The 20,861-nt window shown below is 28.3% G+C and carries 21 protein-coding genes; 5 read left to right on the plus strand and 16 right to left on the minus strand.

The annotated features are described in order from the left end of the window. Positions 1–2: 2 nt before the first annotated feature. From KO506_RS03225 to KO506_RS03245, 5 genes are all read right to left on the minus strand, one after another. Entirely contained in the window at positions 3–1,580 is a 1,578-nt protein-coding gene (locus KO506_RS03225; RefSeq protein ID WP_215993453.1) for a M56 family metallopeptidase, read from the minus strand. A gap of 10 nt (positions 1,581–1,590) precedes the next feature. Beyond that, positions 1,591–3,021, minus strand: a complete 1,431-nt coding sequence (locus KO506_RS03230) for a M56 family metallopeptidase (protein WP_252726771.1) — start codon at positions 3,019–3,021, stop codon at positions 1,591–1,593. Between the two features lie 115 nt (positions 3,022–3,136). Beyond that, positions 3,137–3,625 (minus strand): hypothetical protein, encoded by a 489-nt coding sequence (locus KO506_RS03235; RefSeq protein ID WP_215993455.1) that lies wholly within the window; start codon positions 3,623–3,625, stop codon positions 3,137–3,139. Between the two features lie 4 nt (positions 3,626–3,629). Further along, positions 3,630–3,989: a BlaI/MecI/CopY family transcriptional regulator gene (locus KO506_RS03240; RefSeq protein WP_215993456.1), complete on the minus strand. Its 360-nt coding sequence runs from the start codon at positions 3,987–3,989 to the stop codon at positions 3,630–3,632. 173 nt (positions 3,990–4,162) lie between these two features. Further along, positions 4,163–4,753 (minus strand): PhnA domain-containing protein, encoded by a 591-nt coding sequence (locus tag KO506_RS03245; protein ID WP_215993457.1) that lies wholly within the window; start codon positions 4,751–4,753, stop codon positions 4,163–4,165. A 138-nt stretch (positions 4,754–4,891) separates the two neighbouring features. Here KO506_RS03245 and KO506_RS03250 point away from each other — a divergent pair, with 138 nt between their 5' ends. Further along, complete coding sequence (locus KO506_RS03250) at positions 4,892–7,108, plus strand: FUSC family protein (protein WP_215993458.1); 2,217 nt, start codon at positions 4,892–4,894, stop codon at positions 7,106–7,108. Between the two features lie 3 nt (positions 7,109–7,111). Here KO506_RS03250 and ade read toward each other — a convergent pair whose 3' ends face one another. Further along, positions 7,112–8,734, minus strand: coding sequence for an adenine deaminase (gene ade, locus KO506_RS03255; RefSeq protein WP_215993459.1), 1,623 nt, complete (start codon positions 8,732–8,734; stop codon positions 7,112–7,114). A 165-nt stretch (positions 8,735–8,899) separates the two neighbouring features. Between ade and KO506_RS03260 the strand changes: the two genes are divergently transcribed. Together KO506_RS03260 and KO506_RS03265 are read left to right on the plus strand one after the other, a co-directional pair. Beyond that, positions 8,900–9,622, plus strand: coding sequence for a peptidoglycan DD-metalloendopeptidase family protein (locus KO506_RS03260; RefSeq protein ID WP_215993460.1), 723 nt, complete (start codon positions 8,900–8,902; stop codon positions 9,620–9,622). A gap of 100 nt (positions 9,623–9,722) precedes the next feature. Beyond that, positions 9,723–12,992: an amidohydrolase family protein gene (locus tag KO506_RS03265; protein ID WP_215993461.1), complete on the plus strand. Its 3,270-nt coding sequence runs from the start codon at positions 9,723–9,725 to the stop codon at positions 12,990–12,992. 22 nt (positions 12,993–13,014) lie between these two features. On the opposite strand, the gene KO506_RS03270 is transcribed toward KO506_RS03265, so the two are convergent. After that, positions 13,015–13,563, minus strand: coding sequence for a 5-formyltetrahydrofolate cyclo-ligase (locus KO506_RS03270; protein ID WP_215993462.1), 549 nt, complete (start codon positions 13,561–13,563; stop codon positions 13,015–13,017). A gap of 1 nt (position 13,564) precedes the next feature. After that, positions 13,565–13,933 (minus strand): MmcQ/YjbR family DNA-binding protein, encoded by a 369-nt coding sequence (locus tag KO506_RS03275; RefSeq protein ID WP_215993463.1) that lies wholly within the window; start codon positions 13,931–13,933, stop codon positions 13,565–13,567. A 59-nt stretch (positions 13,934–13,992) separates the two neighbouring features. On the opposite strand from KO506_RS03275, the gene KO506_RS03280 reads away from it, so the two are divergent. Then, on the plus strand, positions 13,993–14,973 hold the full coding sequence (locus KO506_RS03280; RefSeq protein WP_215993464.1) for a CorA family divalent cation transporter: 981 nt from the start codon (positions 13,993–13,995) through the stop codon (positions 14,971–14,973). Here KO506_RS03280 and KO506_RS03285 read toward each other — a convergent pair. From KO506_RS03285 to KO506_RS03315, 8 genes are all read right to left on the minus strand, one after another. Next, positions 14,970–15,212 (minus strand): hypothetical protein, encoded by a 243-nt coding sequence (locus KO506_RS03285; RefSeq protein WP_215993465.1) that lies wholly within the window; start codon positions 15,210–15,212, stop codon positions 14,970–14,972. The genes KO506_RS03280 and KO506_RS03285 overlap by 4 nt on opposite strands. A gap of 31 nt (positions 15,213–15,243) precedes the next feature. Continuing rightward, complete coding sequence (locus tag KO506_RS03290; protein WP_215993466.1) at positions 15,244–15,993, minus strand: cyclase family protein; 750 nt, start codon at positions 15,991–15,993, stop codon at positions 15,244–15,246. Between the two features lie 10 nt (positions 15,994–16,003). After that, on the minus strand, positions 16,004–17,200 hold the full coding sequence (gene hemW / locus KO506_RS03295; protein ID WP_215993467.1) for a radical SAM family heme chaperone HemW: 1,197 nt from the start codon (positions 17,198–17,200) through the stop codon (positions 16,004–16,006). A gap of 7 nt (positions 17,201–17,207) precedes the next feature. Continuing rightward, entirely contained in the window at positions 17,208–17,807 is a 600-nt protein-coding gene (gene ruvC / locus KO506_RS03300) for a crossover junction endodeoxyribonuclease RuvC (RefSeq protein WP_215993468.1), read from the minus strand. Positions 17,808–17,811: 4 nt separating this feature from the next. Further along, a complete protein-coding gene (locus tag KO506_RS17145) occupies positions 17,812–17,943 on the minus strand; it encodes a hypothetical protein (RefSeq protein ID WP_289851787.1) in 132 nt (43 codons plus the stop codon). A 105-nt stretch (positions 17,944–18,048) separates the two neighbouring features. Next, complete coding sequence (gene mnmD, locus KO506_RS03305; RefSeq protein ID WP_215993469.1) at positions 18,049–18,744, minus strand: tRNA (5-methylaminomethyl-2-thiouridine)(34)-methyltransferase MnmD; 696 nt, start codon at positions 18,742–18,744, stop codon at positions 18,049–18,051. Next, on the minus strand, positions 18,744–19,169 hold the full coding sequence (locus KO506_RS03310; RefSeq protein WP_215993470.1) for a hypothetical protein: 426 nt from the start codon (positions 19,167–19,169) through the stop codon (positions 18,744–18,746). The genes mnmD and KO506_RS03310 overlap by 1 nt, the downstream gene beginning before the upstream one ends. Then, the gene (locus tag KO506_RS03315; protein WP_215993471.1) at positions 19,169–19,675 is read right to left on the minus strand and encodes a DUF4920 domain-containing protein; all 507 of its coding nucleotides are present in this window, start codon (positions 19,673–19,675) and stop codon (positions 19,169–19,171) included. The genes KO506_RS03310 and KO506_RS03315 overlap by 1 nt, the downstream gene beginning before the upstream one ends. Before the next feature lie 118 nt (positions 19,676–19,793). Here KO506_RS03315 and KO506_RS03320 point away from each other — a divergent pair, with 118 nt between their 5' ends. Further along, entirely contained in the window at positions 19,794–20,849 is a 1,056-nt protein-coding gene (locus tag KO506_RS03320; protein ID WP_215993472.1) for a branched-chain amino acid aminotransferase, read from the plus strand. Positions 20,850–20,861: the final 12 nt, after the last annotated feature.

Consider the following 20,861-nt stretch of genomic DNA (forward strand, 5'->3'; position numbering starts at 1 on the left):
GTTTATTCTATAAATAAGGTAAAAGGTATTGAATATTTTACTGTTATATTTTTTCCTTGGTGTTCACCTGGAATCATTTTTGGTAAAGAATTCATTACTTTTAATACTTCTTCTTTAATATCATTATGAGGAGCTCTAGCTTGTACATCAACAACATCTCCTTCTTTATCAATTTTAAAAGCGATAAAAACTCTTTTTCTACCTGGTTCTAAACCTAATGTTTTTGGCATATCTGCATCAAAGTTTCTTGAAAAATGCTTTTGAACCATTTTAGAAAAACACTTTCTATCTCCCTCATCACAACCAGGAAAAGTTGGTACTTTGTCAATATTTATAAAAGAAATTTCTTCAGTTTCAGTTATATCTGTCATAGAACTAACTCTAGCTTCTTCTCTTTCTTTTAATTTATCAAAATTAAAAAAAAGTCCAGATGCATTTCTTCCATTTGGCATTTTATAAAATTTAAAGCTAACCATATTTTCATATTCAGGTTTAGATTCCATAAGTGCAACCATTCTTTCGTTCAGTGTATTAAATTCATTCTTTTCTTCTTCAGAAAGTGATTCAAAAGAGATTTCTTTTACACCAATAGGTTCTTCAACACCTATATAAGAATCCAAATAAGTTTCTTTACTCCCTTTTGTACCTACTAATTTATCTTCTTTTATACTATATCTTGTTTCTAATTGTAATTTTGATAATTCAATTTCGCTTGAATCTATATCTGAACAAGAACTATAAAACAACATACTTATTAAAACAGGAACTAATACTAAATACTTTAACTGATTCATTTTTTTAGATTGATTCTTTTTCATCATAATTATTCTTTTTTTAATTAAACTCTTTTTATAAAATTGATTTACAAACTCAATATTCTCTACCTGAAAATAACCAGATAACAAATTGTTGATATAACTTTCTTTGGTTTCTGATTTACTAACTACAGCATCAGAAATATATTCGTGCACTAAAGTGATTCTCTTTTGATAGAAATAAATCATTGGATTAAACCACATCAGAATTTTTAGCACTTCAAAAAATATTAAATCTAAAGAATGCTTTTGTTGGCTATGTACCAATTCGTGTTTAATTATTTTATCTCTGTTGATTTCTTTAATGGCAGATCCTAAAAAAATATAATTGAAAAATGAAAAGGCTTTGGTTTCATTAGGAATCATTATCAAACTAAATTCGGATAGTTTTTGAGCTCCATATTTTTTGATAAAATTGATAATCTTAATCAATTTTATCAAAAATAAAACCGAGAAAAAAGCGGCTCCAATCCAAAATAAAATATTAATATAATTGATAGAATCTGTAAAACTTATTGTTGTAATGCTTTCTTTAATTATTTTATCTGGGTTTAAAACAATTTCTGGTAATTGAATAAAAAACTCTTGTGGAACTGCTTTTTTAAAGGTTGGTATTTTTATCAAGGGAATTAAAAAAGACAAAACTGGTGTACTTAATAAATACCATCTATTCTTTGTAAAAAAGGTTTCTTTGCTTAAAAAGAAGTCATAAATAGCCAAAAATAACACTTGGAATAAGATAACTTGAAGGATGTAATTAATCATAGATTTTTTTTTAAAGTATAATTGTAAAAGGCAATATGTATTTCGCCTTTATTGGTTTTCCATATTTTTCTCCACCAGTCATTTTTGGTAAAGAAGCTATAACTTTTTTAGCTTCATTTTTAATCGTTTCATTTGGTGCTTCTACTGAAATATCTCCTACATAACCATTTGGATTAATATTAAAATCAACCAAAACTTTTACTTTTTTTGTATTTAATTTTAAACCAGTTAAAGTTTTTCTATCAAAATTATCTAAGAAATGTTGTTCTAGTTTTTCTAAAAAACAATCAGAATCTCTTTTTGAACAACCAGGGAAAATGGGTGACTTAGTTAATTTTATGAATAACAATTCATCCCCAACTTTATCTGGATGAATGCTAGTCAAATTATCTCCAATCATACCATGAGCAATTCTTCCATCAGGTGTTTTAAAATATTTATTGAATTTATAAAAAGATAAAAACAATTGATTTCTTTCACCTTTGTTTCTGAATTTTTTAAACCTATTATACTCTCGTTCTTTAATTTCTTCTGGCAATTCTTCTAAAGGTATTTCTTCTAAAAGCCCTTTTGGATTAGGACCATAGTAAGTGTCTAAACTTGATTCTTTTTCTCCTTTGTAACTAAATAACTCTCCATCAGCAACACTATAATGCGTTACAATTCTTTTCTTTAACCTACTATCAAAAGATGCGCAAGAACTGTAAAAAAGCATACTGATTAATATTGGTACTAAAACCAAATATTTTAATTGTTTTACCGCTTTTGATTGATTCTGATTCATCATCAGTATTCTTTGTTTTATAAAAGATTCTTTACAAAATTGATTTACAAACGATATATTTTCTACTTGAAAAAAGCTAGATAACAAATTATTGATATAACTTTCTTTGGTTTCTGATTTGGCTACAATTGCATCAGAAATGTATTCGTGTACCAAAGTGATTCGCTTTTGATAGAAATAAATCATTGGGTTAAACCACATCACAATTTTTAATACTTCAAAAAAAAGTAAATCAAAAGAATGCTTTTGCTGGCTATGTACCAACTCGTGCTGAATTACGTTTTCTTGTTGATGTTTGGGCACTTCTTTCCCTAAAAAAATATAGTTAAAAAATGAAAAGGCTTTGGTTTGATTTGGAATTAAAATTAAAGTAAAATCAGATTTATTAATCGTTTCATTATTTCTAATAAATGAAATAATCTTTATCAATTTTATCAAAAACAAAACCGAGAAAAAAGCGACTCCAATCCAAAATAAAATATTGATATAGTTAATAGATTGTTCTATATTTGTTTCTTGAATTGTTTGCTGGATTACTTGATCAGGATTTAAAACAATTTCTGGTAATTGTATTACAAATTCTTGTGGAACTGCTTTTTGAAACGTTGGTATTTTTATCAATGGTAACACAAAAGATAAAATTTGTGTACTTAACAAATACCATCTGTTTTTGGTAAAAAAGGTTTCTTTGCTCAGAAAAAAATCATAAACAGTCAAGAATAACACTTGGAATAAGATAACCTGAAGGATGTAATTGATCATAGCTTATATTTTATAAATTAGGTAAAGATGCTTTTCCACATTGCGCAAAATCACTATCTCTCTTTACATTAATTTTAGCATTATTTGCAAACTCATTAACGAGCTTTTCGTACTCAATAATCTTATCTTCACTTATATCTTCTAATATTTTAAAAGCGTATACTTTTATTTTTCCTTTTTTAGTAAAATATATTTTGTTAAAGATCTTAATGTTTTCTTTTTTAGAATTCCATTTAAAGTTATGGTCTTTTAAAAAATGATATAAATCTGAATGCAATTTTGTCCAAGACTCCACTACTATTTCAAAATCCAGATTACTAATATCAGGATTTAATAAATTTGGATGATTTTTATCTAAATTCATTTTTAAAAAATCCTTTTGTTCTATTTCTGAAATAGTATTTAAATTAATTACTAAAACATTTTCCTCTTTCGATTCTAACTTACATCCATAGCAAAAACAGAAAATTATTAAAAGTGTGAACGATAAATTTTTCATCACTTTATTTTTTATTCACTTCTTTTAAAATAGATTCCAATTCAGCAACATCCATATTATTTTCTTTTACAAAAAAGGAAACCATACTTTTAAATGAGCCATTAAAATAACCATTCATTAATTTATGTAAACTTTGGTTGCTATACGTTTCTTTTTCAATTAATGGGTAATACACATAACCTCTACCTTTTGCTTTATGTGCAACAAATTCTTTAGTTTCTAAAATTCTAATAATTGTAGATACTGTATTATAAGCTGGTTTAGGTTCAGGTAATTTTTCTATGATTTCTTTTACAGAAGATTCTTCCAAATTCCATAAAACTTGCATAATCTGCTCTTCTGCTTTTGTTAATTGTTTCTTCATAATTTTCAACTAAACTTTTAGTTTAACGACACAAATATAACTAAAAAACTAGTTTAAACTAATTTTTTAGTTGTAAATATTATTGTTTTATATCACATCTCTCTTTAAAGCATAAAAAAAGGCTTGTAATTCAATAAATTACAAGCCTTTTTTAAGTTTTTATCAAAAAAAAATTATTCCTTTTCTGCCATTTTCTTTACATAATCAGTAATAATTACTATTTGAGTTGGCCCAACTTTACCTTCTATATATTTTGCATTTTCATGATCTAAAGAAATTCTACGAACAGCTGTACCTTGTTTTGCAACCATACTAGAACCTTTTACTTTTAAGTCTTTTATCAACACAACAGAATCGCCTGCTTGTAAAATTGCCCCATTTGCATCTCTATGAATAATCTTTTCACTTTCTGATAAATGATCTCCTGTTTCTTTTGCAAAACGGATTTCTTCATCTTCTAAATACATCATTCCTAATAAATCTTGTGGCCAACCTTCGTTCTTTAAACGATGTAACATTCGCCAAACTGTAACCTTTACAGGTGTAAATTCGCTCCACATAGAATCATTTAAACAACGCCAATGATTTGCGTCTACTTCCTCAGGATTTTCAATTTGATTTATACAAGTTTCACAAGCCAAAATACTACCATCAAAACCACCTGTAGATACTGGTTTAACTTCGTAAATAGCTAAATTATTTGTTGCTGAACACAATTCGCATTGATTGCCACTTCTCTTTTCTAAATCTTGTAATAAACTCATTTCTATGTTTTGATTGTACAAAAATAATCAAACCCTTTTATTTTATGATGATTGATAGTATTAAAAAAAATATTTAAATAATGCATATAAATATACTGCCCTAAAATTACTTCTTAAATTTGCAGTATAAAATAAGTTATGATTACATCTTTTTTAAGATATATAAAAAGTATTCAATTTTTAAAAGCGGTTTTAGTTGCTTTAGCCATGACAATTCCTGTATTTATATCTATCTATTTTTTTGATAGTATGGATATTGGTTTTAGTATTGCTCTTGGTGCAATATTAAGTTTGCCTGCAGATATCAATGGTAGTTTAAAACATAAATTCTATGGTATTTTAGCCTCTATAATTCTAGCTTTTACAATAACTCTAATGGTTGGTTATTTTAGTAGTTACTTGTTATTAATAATTCCGATTTTAATAATTTTAGTTTTTTCTGTTTCGTATATTTCTGTATTTGGTTTTAGAGCTTCTTTAATTTCTTTGGCAGGTTTATTGGCTTTGGTTTTGGCTTTTGCCTACGATAGTAATGAAGTTTCTTTGTTACAACATGCTTTATTTATTGCTCTGGGTGGCTTTTGGTATTTATTTTTAACGCTTTCTACTCAATTGATTTTCCCTAAAGTTCAAACCGACTTTTTATTTTTTACATTAATAGAAAAAACAGCTAGTTTTATAAAATTAAGAGGTGAATTATTAGTAGAAAAAGAAGATAGGACTTTACTATTAGAGAAAAGTTTTAAACTACAGATTGATATTAATGAGCTACATGAAACCTTAAGAGAAGTAATTTTAGAAAGAAGAACTAATGCTGGTTTTAGCAACAGAATTAGACGTCAGCAATTAATATTTTCTAAACTCATGGAAGTTTATGAGTTAGCCATTTCTAACCCTATTAATTATAAAAAGTTTGATGTATTATATAAAGATCATCCAGAAAAAATTGATGAATTTAAAGTTTTAATTATTGAAATTTCAGAAAGACTTTTACATATTTCTAAAGTTATTTTAAAAGAAGAAAAACTTTCGTTTACAAACAATTTCAAAATATTATTAAAAAAAATAGAAAATCAGATTGATCTTTTTGAGCTACAAGTAGGTTTACCAGAATCTAGAGAAGATGTAATTCTGTTATTAAATTACAAAACATATCAAGAAAAGCAAATTCAAAACTTAAATGATATTGTTAGAATTTTAAGCAAATACTCTAAAAATGATAAAATTAGAGGTATAAAAAATGCAGAACAGTTTATTACTCCTCAAGATTATGATTTAAAAAAGCTAAGGGCTAATTTTAGTATTAAATCGCCAATCTTTAGGCATTCTTTAAGATTAACTTTAACCACTTTAATTGGGTTTATTGTTGGTCATATTATTGAATTACAACAATCTTATTGGATTCTTTTAACCATAATCGTAATCATGAGACCAAGTTATAGTTTAACAAAAGAAAGAACTAAAAACAGGGTTATTGGTACAATTATAGGTGCTTTGGTTGGTGTTGCTATTGTACTTATTACACAAAACACAATCATTTATGCATTTATTGCAGTAATTTCTTTAATTATAGGCTTTTCTTTAGTGAAACAGAACTATAGAAATGGCGCCGCTTTTATTACACTTTATGTAATTTTTATGTATGCTATAATTTATCCAAATGTATTAGAAGTTATTCAATTTAGAGTTTTTGATACATTAATAGGAGCATTATTAGCGTATGCAGCCAACCATTTATTTTGGCCTGCTTGGGAGGCTAGAAACATGAAAGATTTCTTAAAAGAATCTACCAATAGTTTTTCTAATCTTTTAAACGAAATAAATATCTATTATCATAAAAAAGGGGAAACATCAATCAATTATAGGTTAGCAAGAAAAGAAGCTTTTTTAAAGGTTGGTAATCTAAATGCAGCTTATCAAAGATTTGTCCAAGAACCAAAATCTAAACAAGAAAATAGTGCAATAATTTATGACTTGGTATCTATTAGTAATACATTTTTATCTTCTTTAACTTCTTTAGGGATGTTTATTAGAAGTAACGAAACAGGTATTGCACCAGAACAATTTGAGATTTACGTAACCAATATACAGACCAATTTAAAAAGTGTAATTGACACTACAAACGATAAAGAAAATAATAATTCTTTAAACACAAAAGAATTAAAAATTGCTGAAAAAAATTACAAAAAACATTACAAAAACCTTTCATCTACAAGAGATGAAGAAATTGAAAAAGGGATTCCTATTTCTAATGAAATGAAAGTTGCTTTACACGAAACTCAATTGGTTTTTGAACAGGTAAAATGGTTATTTAATTTATCAGAAAGTTTAGTGAAAAAGATTAATAAGATTTAAGATTTAATCGATTTCTAATGATGTAAACTGAAAACTTGTTCCATCAAACAGACCTTTATCAGATAGTTTTAAAGACGGAATAACAAGCAAAGCCATAAAAGACAAACTCATATAAGGTGCTCTTAATTGGCTACCCATTTCTTTGGCCATTTTATCTAATTCTGCATAAGCTTTACCAATTTCTTTGGCTGGTTTATCAGACATGATACCAGCAACTGGCAATGAAACTATTTTTTCTTTGGATGATGTTACAGCACAAACTCCTCCTCTATTTTCGATTATTAAATTAACGGCTTTGCAAATCATTTCATCAGAAACTCCAATTGCAATTATGTTATGAGAATCATGCCCAACAGAACTTGCAATAGCACCTTCTTTTAATCCAAAATTTTTGATAAATGCTATTGATGGTTCAGCATTTTTATAACGATTTACGACTGTCATTTTTAAAATATCAGTCTCAATATTCGAAACTAAATTTCCATCTTCAATTAAAGATGCTGCTTCTATTTTATTGGTTACTAACTCACCATCTAAAGCTTCAATTACTTTAATTTTTGCTGCTGATGATGCAAATCTAAAATCTTCAATTTTCTTTATATCTGTATTAAAATTATTCAAAACTTCGAAGTCAACATCTTTTACAAATGAGTTTCCATTTTTGGCAACTAATTCTCCATTTATGTAGGTTTCTAAAACATTAAATTTCTCTAAACTATCAACCACAACAAAATCAGCAAAATCATCTTTTTTTAATAAACCAACATCTAAATTATAATGTTTTACGGGGTTTATACAAGCTGCTTGTAACACTTTAAAAACATCAATTCCTTTAGCAACTGCTCTTTCACACAATTGATTTATATGGCCTAACAATAAATCATCTGGATGTTTATCATCTGAGCAAAACATCATATGATCATAATTATCTGGCAAAAGATCAATTAAAGCTTCAAAATTTTTGGCAGCAGAACCTTCTCTTATAATTACTTTCATTCCTTTTTCTAGTTTCTCTTTGGCTTCATCAAAAGAAAAACATTCATGATCTGTAGAAATACCTGCAGCAATATATTTTGTAGCATCATCGCCTCTTAAACCTGGTGCATGACCATCTATGGGTTTGTTGTTATTTTTTGCGTGTTTAATCTTTGCTAAAACTTCTTTATCATCAAACAGAACACCTGGATAATTCATCATTTCTGCCAAATATTTAATGTCAGAATTTTCCATCATTTTTTTAATGTCATCTGCATTAATAATGGCTCCTGCACTTTCAAAAGAAGTTGCTGGCACACAACTTGGTGCTCCAAAATTGAATTTTAACGGAACTTTTTTTCCGTTTTCAATCATAAAATCAACACCTTTTACACCTAAAACATTGGCAATTTCATGCGGATCAGAAACTGTAGCAACAGTTCCATGTACAACTGCAATTTTAGCAAACTCAGAAGGTACTAACATCGAACTTTCTATGTGAATATGAGCATCTATAAAACCAGGTAAAATATAATTTTCTATATCGTGATTTACTTCACGAATAGCAATGATTTTATCATCTTTAACCTCAACTTCTCCTTTAAAAATGGTTTTATTCTGAATATCGACAATGTTTCCTTGTACTATCATAATTTGATGCTTTAACACAAAATTACAAATAATAAAAAAAGGATTTAGAATAAGGTTGATAAAAATAGTCAAGAATTATTTCATTTTAACTTACTTACCTTGTCAACTACTATCAAACAAAATAAAAAATATTTGTAAGTTCAATTCAAAGACTTATTTTTGATAATGGATGAAAAACAACGCTATCAAAATTTTATCAATTGGGCTAAAAACCAACAATTATCTTTAAAAGAATTATTCCCAACAATTCAGAAAACAGCACTTTATCCTATTGATTTAAGCATTTACAATTCCACTGTAAAAACAGAGGCAGAATTCAATAATCCTACTTTTTTTGAAGCTCAATTATTCGCTATTCAAAACAAAAATCCAGAGAAAATAATTGCTGGTGGTTATTTAGAAAAACGTGCTTTATACACTTCTGATATTTATAATGCAGAAAATTCATCAGAAAAAAGAAACATTCATTTGGGTGTTGATTTTTGGTTACCAGAAAATACAGCTGTTCACGCAATTTTAGATGGTGAAATTGTATGCGCTATTCATCAAAAAGATTTAAAAGGTTATGGCGGATTTGTCATTCTAAAACATCAGTTTCAAGATGTTGAATTTTATACTTTATATGGACATTTATCCGAAGAAAGTATTTTAAAATTTAATTTGAATGATGTAATAAAAGCAGGTGAAAAAATTGGTGATTTAGGAAATTATAACGAAAATGGTGAATGGGTACCTCACTTACATTTTCAAGTAATTCTCTCATTACTAAATTATAAAAATGATTTTCCTGGTGTTGTTTTAGAAAGTGAACTTGATTATTGGAAAAAGATTTGTCCTAATCCTATTTTATTATTTAGAAGTACTGACTTTCAAAAAATTAGCCGTTAATAAACGAATATTTAATTTCATTAAAATAATTAATTCGTGAATTCGTAGCAAGAATAAAAACCTTACATTTATAAAGTATAATTTTTAATCCAGATCAATTATGTCTAAAAATATATTACTACTGCTTTGTTTAGCGTTTTCGATACAAATCAATTCGCAAGAAAAACCTAAAAAATGGGATGTTAATAATCCGCATGAAGATTGGAGATACAATTCTTTTCAATTGAGCACAACAGAAGGTACTTGGATGAATTTAGACGTTTCTCCTGATGGAAAAACCATTGTTTTCGATTTGCTAGGTGATATTTACAAAATGCCAATTTCTGGAGGTACAACTACTCGTTTACGTTCTGGTTTAGCTTATGAAGTACAACCAAGATTTAGCCCAAATGGAAAATATATTTCGTTTACAAGTGATGCTGAAGGTGGTAATAATATTTGGGTGATGAAAGCAAATGGTAATGATGCAAAATCGATTACCAAAGAAAAATTCAGATTATTAAACAATGCAGTTTGGACACCAGATGGAAAATCTTTAGTAGCTAGAAAACACTTTACTTCTCAACGTTCTGTTGGTGCAGGAGAAATGTGGCAATATCCACTTTCTGGTGCAGCAGGTTTGCAATTAACCAAAAGAAAAAACGATCAACAAGATGTAAATGACCCATCAATTTCGCCAGATGGAAAGTATTTATATTATGCAGAAGATATGTATCCTGGAGGATTTTTTCAGTACAATAAAGATCCTAACAAACAGATTTATGTGATTAATCAATATAATTTTGAAACCGGAAAAACAGAAAGAATTACTGGTGGTCCTGGAGGTGCAGCAAGACCTGTTATTTCTAAAAATGGTAAATTTTTGGCATTTGTAAAACGTATAAGAACAAAATCTGTTTTATACATTCACGAATTAGAAACAGGTAAAGAATGGCCTATTTACGAGAACTTAAGCAAAGATCAAAGTGAGGCTTGGGCTGTGTTCGGAGTGTATCCACATTTTGCTTGGATGCCAGATAGCAAAGACATTATTATTTGGGCTCAAGGTAAAATTAACAGAATAAATATTGAAACAAAACAGATTCAGAATATTCCTTTTCAAGTTGATGAAGAAATTAAACTGGCCAAAACTCACAGCGTAAAAAGAAAAGTTTTTGAAGAAAATTTCACATCAAAAATGATTAAAAATGTACAAACTTCTCCTGATGAAAAAACGATAGTTTTTACAGCTTTAGGTCATATTTACAAAAAAGTTTTACCAGAAGGAATACCTACTAGAATTACAACTTTATCTGATTTTGAAGCTGAACCTAGTTTTTCTTCGGATGGAAATTCGATATTATTTGTAACTTGGAATGATGAAGAATTAGGGAACATTTACCAAATAAATTTGGATGGAACCAACTTAGTTAAAATCACAAAAGAAAAAGGAATATACAGAACCCCTGCTTTTAATAGTACTGATTCTAAAATTATATACAGAAAAGAATCTGGAAATGGAGATCAAGGTTTTGATTACACCAAAAAAACAGGAATTTACTTAGCTAATGCAAATGGAACTGATCCAAAATTAGTTTCTAAAAATGGAGAATTTCCAAGTTTTTCTGTGGATGATAAACGTATTTTCTTTCAAACTGGAGGATCATTTTTTGGTGGTTTAACAAAGAAATTAAAAAGTGTAGATTTAAATGGAAAAGAAGAAAGAAGTCATTTTTCATCAAAATTAGCCAACAGGTTAGTACCAAGTAACGATAATAAATTTATTGCTTTTATTCATTTGCATAAATTGTATGTTGCTCCTTTTGTTAAGAACGGAAGTGAAATTAATTTAGATAACAACACACAGTCTTTTAATGTAGAAAGCTTGTCTATAAACGCTGGTATCAATTTACATTGGGCAAAAAACGATTCTAAAGTATTCTGGACTTTGGGTGATGAATATTCATCGAAATCAGTAGTAAATAATACAACAGATCCTTTTGCAAAAACAAATTTAGCAGCAACAGATGTTACTAGTATTAAAATAAATCTAACTAAAAAATCTGATGTTCCTGAAGGTAGAATTGCGTTTAAAAATGCCAGAATAATTACTATGAATGGCAATCAAGTAATTGAAGATGGTACCATTATCATCCATAAAAATAAAATTGAAAAAATTGGTAAAACCAATGATATTGATATTCCTGCTGATGCTAAGGTTTACAAAATGTTAGGTAAAACCATTATGCCTGGTATTGTAGATGTACATGCACATGTTGGCGCTTTTAGAAACGGATTAAGCACTCAAAAACACTGGCAATTTTATGCGAATTTAGCTTTTGGAGTTACCACTTCACATGACCCTTCTGTGCATACAGCTGCTGCTTTTACCTTAGAAGAATTACAAAAAAGTGGTGATTTAGTTGGTCCTAGAATGTTTTCTACTGGTTTTATTTTATATGGAGCAGAAGGCGATTTTAAAGCAGTTGTTAATAATTTAGATGATGCTCGTTTTGCAATTGCAAGAACTAAAGCTTTTGGTGCAAAATCAATTAAAAGTTACAATCAGCCAAGAAGAGAACAGCGTCAACAAATTATGCAAGCAGCTAGAGAATTGGGTGTAAATGTGGTGCCTGAAGGTGGTTCTAATTTTTTCTCTAACATGTCTATGATTTTTGATGGCCATACAGGAATTGAACACAACATACCTGTTGCACCTGTTTATAAAGATGTAATATCGCTTTGGAAAAACAGTAAAACTGGTTACACGCCTACTTTAATTGTAAATTATGGTGGTATGAGTGGTGAATATGAATGGTATCAAAAAACAAATGTCTGGGAAAACAAAACCTTAATGAAATACACACCAAGATATGTGGTTGATTCACGTTCTAGACATAGAACTATGATACCTGAAGAAGAGTATAAAAACGGACATGTTTTAACTTCTGAAACTGTTACTGCTTTAGCAAAAGAAGGTGTAAAAGTTAATTTAGGTGCTCATGGGCAATTACAAGGTTTGGGCGCTCACTGGGAATTATGGATGCTACAACAAGGTGGTTTAAGTAATCACGAAGCTTTAAAAGCAGCCACCATAAATGGAGCAAATTACATTGGTGTTGCTGATGAAATTGGTTCTTTAGAAAAAGGGAAATTAGCAGATTTAATTATACTTGATAAAAATCCTTTAGAGGATATTAAAAACTCTAATTCTGTAATTTACACTATGGTAAATGGTCGTTTATTTGATGTAGATACTATGAATGAAATTGGTAATTACGATAAAAAAAGAACCCCATTTTATTTTGAAATGGAAGGTTACAACCAAGGGGTTCCTTTAAATATGAATACGAATAGTTTTATGACACCTACTTGTAGTTGTCATGAGTAAAAAATGAGTTATAAATTATTTATTACTTAGGATAAATAACAAAATCCAAAGGAATATCAAACTCATAAACATCAGAAATATTCGAAATAGGTTTAAAGAAATTTAAACCTATTTTTTTTGCATCTTTTCTACAATTAGATAAAAATCGATCGTAAAAACCTTTACCATATCCTACTCTGTAACCCATTTCATCAGAAATTAAAAGAGGTACAAAAACCAAATCTATTTCTGTTTCTAAAACTTGTTCTGCATTTTTGGGTTCAGGAATTCCGTATGTATTTACTTCAATTTCTGTATCTTTTTCTAAGTAAAAATGAGTTAAGGTATTGTTTGTAAAATCACTTTTAGAAACTACAATTTTTATCTTTTTATCTCTAAAATAATCAATAATTGGTTTCGTATTAATCTCTTTAAACTTTTCTAGCGAAAGAAAAATATGGATGATTTTAATGTTAGAAATATCCAAAGTATAAATTTGATTGTAGATACTTTCTTGAAGTTGACGAATTTCATCCGAAGATAAATGTTGTCTTTTTTGTTTGTATATTTTTCTAAGTTCTGCTTTTTTCATTTTACAAATTAGCTAATTCAGCTTTTGCTTTTTTAGTTAAACCTTGTACAACTAAATCGTAAGAATGATTTATCAACTCAAAAACCATAGCATCAGAAACATCAGCAGTGTTGATTTTTACGGTGTTCCAATGTTTTTTATTCATATGGAAACCTGGGTAAATACCTTCGTATTCAGCACGTAGTTCTAAAGCCTTTTCAGGGTTACATTTTAGATTGATTTTCTGTTCTCCTTTTTCCCAATTATTTAAGCCAACCAAAGCAAACATTTTGTTCATCACCTTAAAAACAAGCGTTACATCATCAAAAGGAAAATGTTCTGTTACTCCTTTTTTAGCGATACAAAAATCTCTTAATTGTTCTATATCCATTTTAGTTGTTGGTTTTAAAAAAGTATCTTTATAAAACCAAATCTACAATTAATTTTATAATGGAGAAGGAGTTTTTAAAACAGACATCATTAATTAGTTATTCTGAAAATAATTATCAAAAAAATAAATATGATGCTATTTCTGATATTATTTTATCGAACAAAATACCTTCTACAGAATGGATAAATACTTATGGAAACAAGTATTCAGAAATTTTTAAAATAATCGTTAATCAGAATAAATTAGACGATTTTTTGATAAAATTATTTATGGATGATGAGCATTCTAATAAAGTTATTTTGTTAGATGATTTGGTATTTGTGTCTACTCGTGTATTAATTACCAAAAGCGAAACTTTAGAATCTGAACAAATGCTTTTTGTAGTTTCGTCTAGTTATTTGTGGAGTATTCAAGAAAAAGAAGGCGATTATTTTGATTGGATTCGTGAGCGTTTAGAAGCAAATAAAGGCATTGTTAGAAAGAAAAAAACAGATTATTTATTGTTTTTAATTTTAGAATCGATAGTAGATAATTATCAAGAAACTTATCAAAAAAATGCAGCTTTAAGTGCAGATAAATTAAACTCTACTCAAATAAAACCCACACCTGAATTTACATCCTTAGTAGAAAAAAGAAAACAAGAATTATTCAACTTTAAGAAAGCTACAATGAGTTTAAGAGATACTATTGTAAAGCTAGAAAAGATTGAAATTACAAATTTTGATGTAAAATATTTTAGTGAATTAAAAGAACAATCGAATAATTTAATTTCTAATATAGATTTTGAATTACAAGAGTTAGAAAGTAAAATAAACTTGATTTTTAGTATACAAGGTCATAGATTAAATGAGGTGATGAAAACACTAACAATTTTATCTGTAATCTTTATTCCACTTACATTTTTAGCAGGTATTTACGGAATGAATTTTGAGTATATTCCTGAATTAAAATATAAATATGGTTACTTTATTTTATTAGGAATAATGGTGTTAGTTACTATTGCTGCTGTTTGGTATTTTAAACGTAAAAAATGGTTTTAATTTTTCTTTTTTTCAACGATTAGTTTTATCAGAAAAATTAATGAAATTAAACTAAATAAAAAAGCAGCGAATTTGGCAATATTAATTGCTACATAAACTCCAATAGCTCTATTTGAACTACTTTCTGCTAACATTGTAATTGTATTATTTATTCTTACTGAAAACTCCATATATAGATAAATATATAGTGAAGTTATAAATACAAGCAAAAGTCTGGTATTTTCAAGAAGTGCTTTCATCAATAAAAAACCCTTTTTACAAAAGCTAAAATTACTTTATAATTTCATACAAAACAGGCTTACTTGGTGTAGCATCATTCTCAAAAGGTGCAATCATTAAGTTTAATAAATACTCACCATCTTCAACATCATTTGGTACATAAATAAATTCTGTAATTGTGGCATCCATTCTTATTTCTCCTGCTGTATTCCAAAAAGCATTATGAGACAATAGTTGACCATCATCTTTTTCTTTATCTACAGATGGTAAATCTATTAACAAATGTTTTACGCCTTTTTCTCTTAAATAAATTGCCGCTTTTTCTGACAAATAAGTAGGGTTTGTATTTGAGTATTTCATACTCTTTTTATCCTCTAAATTAGGTAAAGTTCTAATAACTATAGCATCTCGTTTCTTATTTCTCAAAGCAGTTTTTAATTGTTTTACTCCAATTAAAAAATCTCCATTATGAAACAAAGGTGCAATTGTAACCACCTCTGCCAGAAAGATAAAATACTTTAAATTTTGGTTTACAGAATGTACTTTTTCTGTAATATGACCAACACATTCTGTATGTGTAATATGTGAATGTGGATTGAATTGTATGCTATTAAAATTTACTACAGCACCATTGGCAACACTTATTTCATAACCTTCTTGTGTTTCTGCAGAAATTTTTGGACCATCTGTATACCAAGCATTTACACTCTCTTTTGCAGGGTCTATTGGAATTGAAATATCTATAGGGTTAGAGATATCTACTACTATTTTTCTTGAGTTGTATTCTACTGTTGCTTTCAAATAATATTGTTTAATTTAAGTTTAACATAAAAAGGTCAGCTGCAATTCCATCTGACAAAAACTTTCCTTTTTTTGTGGTTTTTAAAGTTTGGTTTTCAAGATACAACAATTCTTGTTGAATGTATTTTTTTGATTGATTTTCTAAATAATCAACAAACTGAACACCAAAATCATTTTTAATTTTCGCTAAAGAAACTCCCCAAATTGTTCTTAATCCTGTCATAATATATTCATTATATCTGTCAGTTTTAGATAAAATTTCTCTTTCTATTGGTAATTGGTTTTGCTGAATTTTTTTTATATATTTTGAGTTATTTCTAACATTCCAACTACGTTGATTGTTACTAAAAGAATGTGCTGATGGACCAATGCCTAAATAAGGTTTACCTAACCAATAGGCAGAATTGTTTTTACTAAAAAAACTTTCTTTACCAAAGTTTGATGTTTCATAATGTACAAAATTTGCTTTTTCTAATTCCTCAATTAAAATATTAAATTGCTCCTGTGCTTTTTCATCATCAACATTTTTAATAATTCCTTTTTTGATAAAACTTGCTAACGGAGTTTTTTCTTCGACAGTTAAAGCATAGCTAGAAATATGTGGAATATTAAAACCCAAAACAGTTGCTATATTTTCTTGCCATTGTTCGTTTGTACAATCTGGAATTCCGTAAATTAAATCTACAGAAATATTTTTAAAATATTTAGTTGCAGTTTGCAAACATTTTTTTGCTTCTGATGCATTATGAGCTCTATTCATCAACTTTAAATCTTTTTCAAAAAAAGATTGCACACCAATACTCAATCTGTTTATTGGTGATTTAGAAAGTTCAATTATTTTTTCTTCGGATAAATCATCAGGATTTGCTTCGAGCGTAATTTCTGGATGTTCTACAACATTATGATTTTGATAAACAGCATTTACCAACATTTCTATTTCTTTAGTTGATAACAAACTCGGAGTTCCACCACCAAAATAAATGGTTTCTATTTTTGATTGATTTAGCTCTTCTTTTCTAATTTCAATCTCTTTAATTAAACACGAAATTAGCTCCTCTTTCTTTTTTAATGATGTAGAAAAATGGAAATCGCAATAATAACAAGCTTGTTTACAAAATGGTATGTGAATGTAGATTCCTGAGGCCTCTCCTAACCTCTCCAAAGGAGAGGAACTGTCCTCTTTATGGAAATTTATATTTTTATCCATTAAATTGTTATTTCTTCTTCCTTAAGTTTATTGTAAGAGAATTTTTTGATCCCCCTTTGGGGATTTGGGAGCTATTCTGTTTTACAAAACTTGCCCAACCCGAATAATTTTTACCACCAACAACTTTTCCTGAATTATAATAATGGCAAACTGCAGCTGCCAAACCATCTGTAGCATCTAAATTTTTAGGCAAAGTTTTTAAATTCAATAACGATTTTAGCATTAAAGCTACTTGTTCTTTACTTGCATTTCCATTTCCTGTAATTGCCATTTTAATTTTCTTTGGCAAATACTCTGTAATTGGCACTTCTCTAGATAAACCTGCAGCCATTGCAACACCTTGTGCTCTACCTAACTTTAGCATAGATTGTACATTTTTACCAAAAAAAGGTGCTTCAATAGCAATTTCATCTGGATGATAGGTATCTATTAATTCTACAGTTCTTTCAAAAATGAGTTTTAATTTTAGGTAATGGTCGTCGTATTTTTTTAAGATCAATTCATTCATTTGAATAAATTCCATCTTTTTACCCACAACTTTTATGATACCAAAACCCATAATTGTTGTTCCAGGATCTATGCCTAAAATTATTTTTTCTATTGCCAATTATTTAGAATAAAGAATTTAAAAGTGATTCTGCATTAAACCATAAAAATAAAGCCAATGCTAATAATAAAATTAAAAAAAGCCCTTTTGTAGGTTTTGTTTTTTTTTGTCTTCCAAATTTTCTTTTGAACTCCATTTTTACTTGAATTATTTCTTATTAATTTTAAAAGTTCTTACTGCAACGTTTACAAACTAAAAATATTAGATTTTTCATTGAAATCTATTTTTAGAAAACTTTTAACTACTTTTTAGTTGCTCTTAGCATTTCTCTTTTTCCTGGTGGGCCTGCTAATCTTTCTACTGTAAAACCAACAGTTTGCATTGCTCTTCTAACACTACCTTTTGCAGAATATGTTGTTAAGACTCCTTCTTTTTTTAATGCTTTATACATTTTTAAGAAAATAGCTTCTGTCCATAACTCTGGTTGATTAGTAGCCCCAAAAGCATCAAAATAAATAATGTCAAATTTATTTACATCTTCTATTTGCTCAAAGAATTGTTTCCTTTTTGTGAGCTTAAAATCATCAGAAATCAACTGTTTTTCATCCCAAGAAACTGAATGTATTTTATCAAATTCTGGTTGATATTCTGTTGCTTTTAATTCTGAAACATAATTTAGCTTCTGGATTTCATCATCTAAAACAGGATAAGCTTCTACACCCACATAATTAACTTTTAAACTCTTTTTTTTACCTTCTAAAAAAGTAATAAAAGCATTTAAACCAGTGCCAAAACCAATTTCTAAGATAGAAATTTCGCCTTCTGTTTTTTTATCAGAATTAGAAATAAAATCAGCATAAAAATGCTCTAAACCTGCTTTTATAAAAACGTGATATGCCTCTTGTATAGCTCCGTGTTTAGAATGGTATTGTTCATTCCAATCTGGTAAATGTATGGATGTTGATCCATCAGAAGTTATTATTATTTCTCTCTTCACTACTCTTTAATCAATAGTTTTTTTATTTTAGGAATAGGACCAATACAAGTTGTTTTATGACAAGCTATACAACTGTTAATTGTGTTATTATAACTTATTTTTAAAGAATCTTTTGGCGACTCAAAAAGCATTTCGTAATTCTTTAAGTAAAATTGAGAAAACCCTTTAAAGGCTGCGTTTCTATCTGTAGAATCTGTAAGTTTTGCTGTATGAATATTTAAAAATTCTTGATTAAATTTTTCAGGAAACTTGCCCTCTAAAATCAACTTTTTGTTTTCTAAATTTTCTGCATACATTTTAAGCATTAAAGCAGCCATTTCTGACTGCTTGTATTCTTTATTCTCTGTAACTACTACTTTGTCTTGTTTTTTTTGAGAACAAGATAAAGTGAGTAAAAACAGTAAAAAACAAAATGATTGCTTCATTATTTTTTCATTAAAACACCATTTGCTTCAAAAGCAAATTCTTTTTTAGGTGCTGTAATTTTAGCTATTTCTTCTTCAGATTTACCTGCATCTTCTGCATAGTGTTTTAACTCATCTACAGAAGTTTCTTTTAAAAATGCTTTACCTTCTACAATAACTTCTCTGTCTTTAGAATCTAAAGGCATAAAAAAACCATAGTCTTTAAAACGTACCATAGTTTCAGTTTCGCCAACAGGTAATTTCATCCAACATCCTTTTTTAGAACAAACATCATTAATTTTAGATGCAAATTTTACGTTTAAAGTATCACCAATACTTAATGTATTAAATTTTGCCAACATTTCATCTGAAGACATTGCTTTATCCGAAGTAATTTTATCACCAAAAGAATCGAAATTCATTGCCAATTTTTCTTCTTTAACCTCTGTAGTTTTTTCTTCTTTTCCTTTTTTACAAGCTGTAAATACTAAAAGGAATACTGCACAAAATTTTATTAAATTTTTCATCTTATATTTTTTTAATGGATTCATCACAAAAGTACTAAATTTAATAAGAAATGTGAATTTACTTATGAGTTTTGAATAAATAAATTGCGTACATTTGCTTTTACATAATCAACAAAAAATGACATCAAGCATAGAAATTCAACGTGTTAAAAATTCGAAGATAGCTTCTGTAGATTTTGATAATTTACCTTTTGGAAGTGTATATTCTGACCATATGTTAACTTGCGATTTTGTAAATGGCAAATGGCAAGAACCTAAAATTGTGCCTTTTGCACCTATAACCTTAGACCCTTCTGCAAAGATTTTTCATTATGGGCAGTCTATTTTTGAAGGTATGAAAGCCTATAAAGATGCAGATGAAAATGTGATGCTTTTTAGACCTTTAGATAACTGTAAACGTTTAAACAAATCTGCTGAGCGTTTGGTAATTCCGCAAATTCCTGAAGATATTTTTATGGACGGATTAAAGGCATTATTAGAAGTTGATAGTGATTGGATACCTACAAACGACGGAAGTTCTTTATACATAAGGCCTTTTATGTTTGCTTCTGGTAATGGTTTTCATGCATCACCTGCAGACGCTTATAAGTTTATTATTTGTTCTGCTCCTTCTGGACCTTATTTTGCAGGTAAAGTAAAGGTTTTAATCGAAGAAAAATATGCACGTGCTGCAAATGGTGGTGTTGGTTATGCTAAAGCTGGTGGTAATTACGCTGCACAATTTTACCCAACACAATTGGCTATAGATAAAGGTTACAATCAAGTAATTTGGACAGATGATAACTCGCACCAATTTATTGAAGAAGCTGGTGCAATGAATATTTTTGTAAGAATTAATGATACTTTAATTACAAGCCCAACAAGCGATAGAATTCTTGACGGAATTACCCGTAAAAGTATTTTACAAATTGCAGAAGATAATGGAATTGACACCGAAATTAGAAAAATTTCTGTTGGTGAAGTTGTAGAAGCTGCTAAAAATGGTAGTTTAAAGGAAATGTTTGGTGCAGGAACTGCTGCTGTAATATCTCCAATTTCTGGTTTTGGTTATAATGATAGTGATTTTGATTTACCAGAATTAGAAAACCCTTATGCTGCTCAATTAAAAAAATTAATTACTGACATACAAACTAATAAAACAGAAGACCCTTATGGTTGGAGAGTTTTTGTATAAAGTAATATTTAA

The sequence above is a fragment of the Polaribacter vadi genome (genome assembly GCF_018861005.1).
Taxonomy (GTDB): domain Bacteria; phylum Bacteroidota; class Bacteroidia; order Flavobacteriales; family Flavobacteriaceae; genus Polaribacter; species Polaribacter vadi_A.

What these genes read in the sequence shown, in the direction of transcription:
- KO506_RS03315 (WP_215993471.1), bottom strand. Translation starts at nt 19,675, where the DNA reads ATGAAAAATTTAATAAAATTTTGTGCAGTATTCCTTTTAGTATTTACA.
- KO506_RS03310 (WP_215993470.1), bottom strand. Translation starts at nt 19,169, where the DNA reads ATGAAGCAATCATTTTGTTTTTTACTGTTTTTACTCACTTTATCTTGT.
- KO506_RS03260 (WP_215993460.1), top strand. Translation starts at nt 8,900, where the DNA reads ATGGATGAAAAACAACGCTATCAAAATTTTATCAATTGGGCTAAAAAC.
- ade (WP_215993459.1), bottom strand. Translation starts at nt 8,734, where the DNA reads ATGATAGTACAAGGAAACATTGTCGATATTCAGAATAAAACCATTTTT.
- KO506_RS03320 (WP_215993472.1), top strand. Translation starts at nt 19,794, where the DNA reads ATGACATCAAGCATAGAAATTCAACGTGTTAAAAATTCGAAGATAGCT.
- KO506_RS03270 (WP_215993462.1), bottom strand. Translation starts at nt 13,563, where the DNA reads ATGAAAAAAGCAGAACTTAGAAAAATATACAAACAAAAAAGACAACAT.
- hemW (WP_215993467.1), bottom strand. Translation starts at nt 17,200, where the DNA reads ATGGATAAAAATATAAATTTCCATAAAGAGGACAGTTCCTCTCCTTTG.
- KO506_RS03235 (WP_215993455.1), bottom strand. Translation starts at nt 3,625, where the DNA reads ATGAAAAATTTATCGTTCACACTTTTAATAATTTTCTGTTTTTGCTAT.
- KO506_RS03265 (WP_215993461.1), top strand. Translation starts at nt 9,723, where the DNA reads ATGTCTAAAAATATATTACTACTGCTTTGTTTAGCGTTTTCGATACAA.
- KO506_RS03280 (WP_215993464.1), top strand. Translation starts at nt 13,993, where the DNA reads ATGGAGAAGGAGTTTTTAAAACAGACATCATTAATTAGTTATTCTGAA.
- KO506_RS17145 (WP_289851787.1), bottom strand. Translation starts at nt 17,943, where the DNA reads ATGGAGTTCAAAAGAAAATTTGGAAGACAAAAAAAAACAAAACCTACA.
- KO506_RS03240 (WP_215993456.1), bottom strand. Translation starts at nt 3,989, where the DNA reads ATGAAGAAACAATTAACAAAAGCAGAAGAGCAGATTATGCAAGTTTTA.
- KO506_RS03285 (WP_215993465.1), bottom strand. Translation starts at nt 15,212, where the DNA reads ATGAAAGCACTTCTTGAAAATACCAGACTTTTGCTTGTATTTATAACT.
- KO506_RS03225 (WP_215993453.1), bottom strand. Translation starts at nt 1,580, where the DNA reads ATGATTAATTACATCCTTCAAGTTATCTTATTCCAAGTGTTATTTTTG.
- KO506_RS03245 (WP_215993457.1), bottom strand. Translation starts at nt 4,753, where the DNA reads ATGAGTTTATTACAAGATTTAGAAAAGAGAAGTGGCAATCAATGCGAA.
- KO506_RS03275 (WP_215993463.1), bottom strand. Translation starts at nt 13,933, where the DNA reads ATGGATATAGAACAATTAAGAGATTTTTGTATCGCTAAAAAAGGAGTA.
- KO506_RS03250 (WP_215993458.1), top strand. Translation starts at nt 4,892, where the DNA reads ATGATTACATCTTTTTTAAGATATATAAAAAGTATTCAATTTTTAAAA.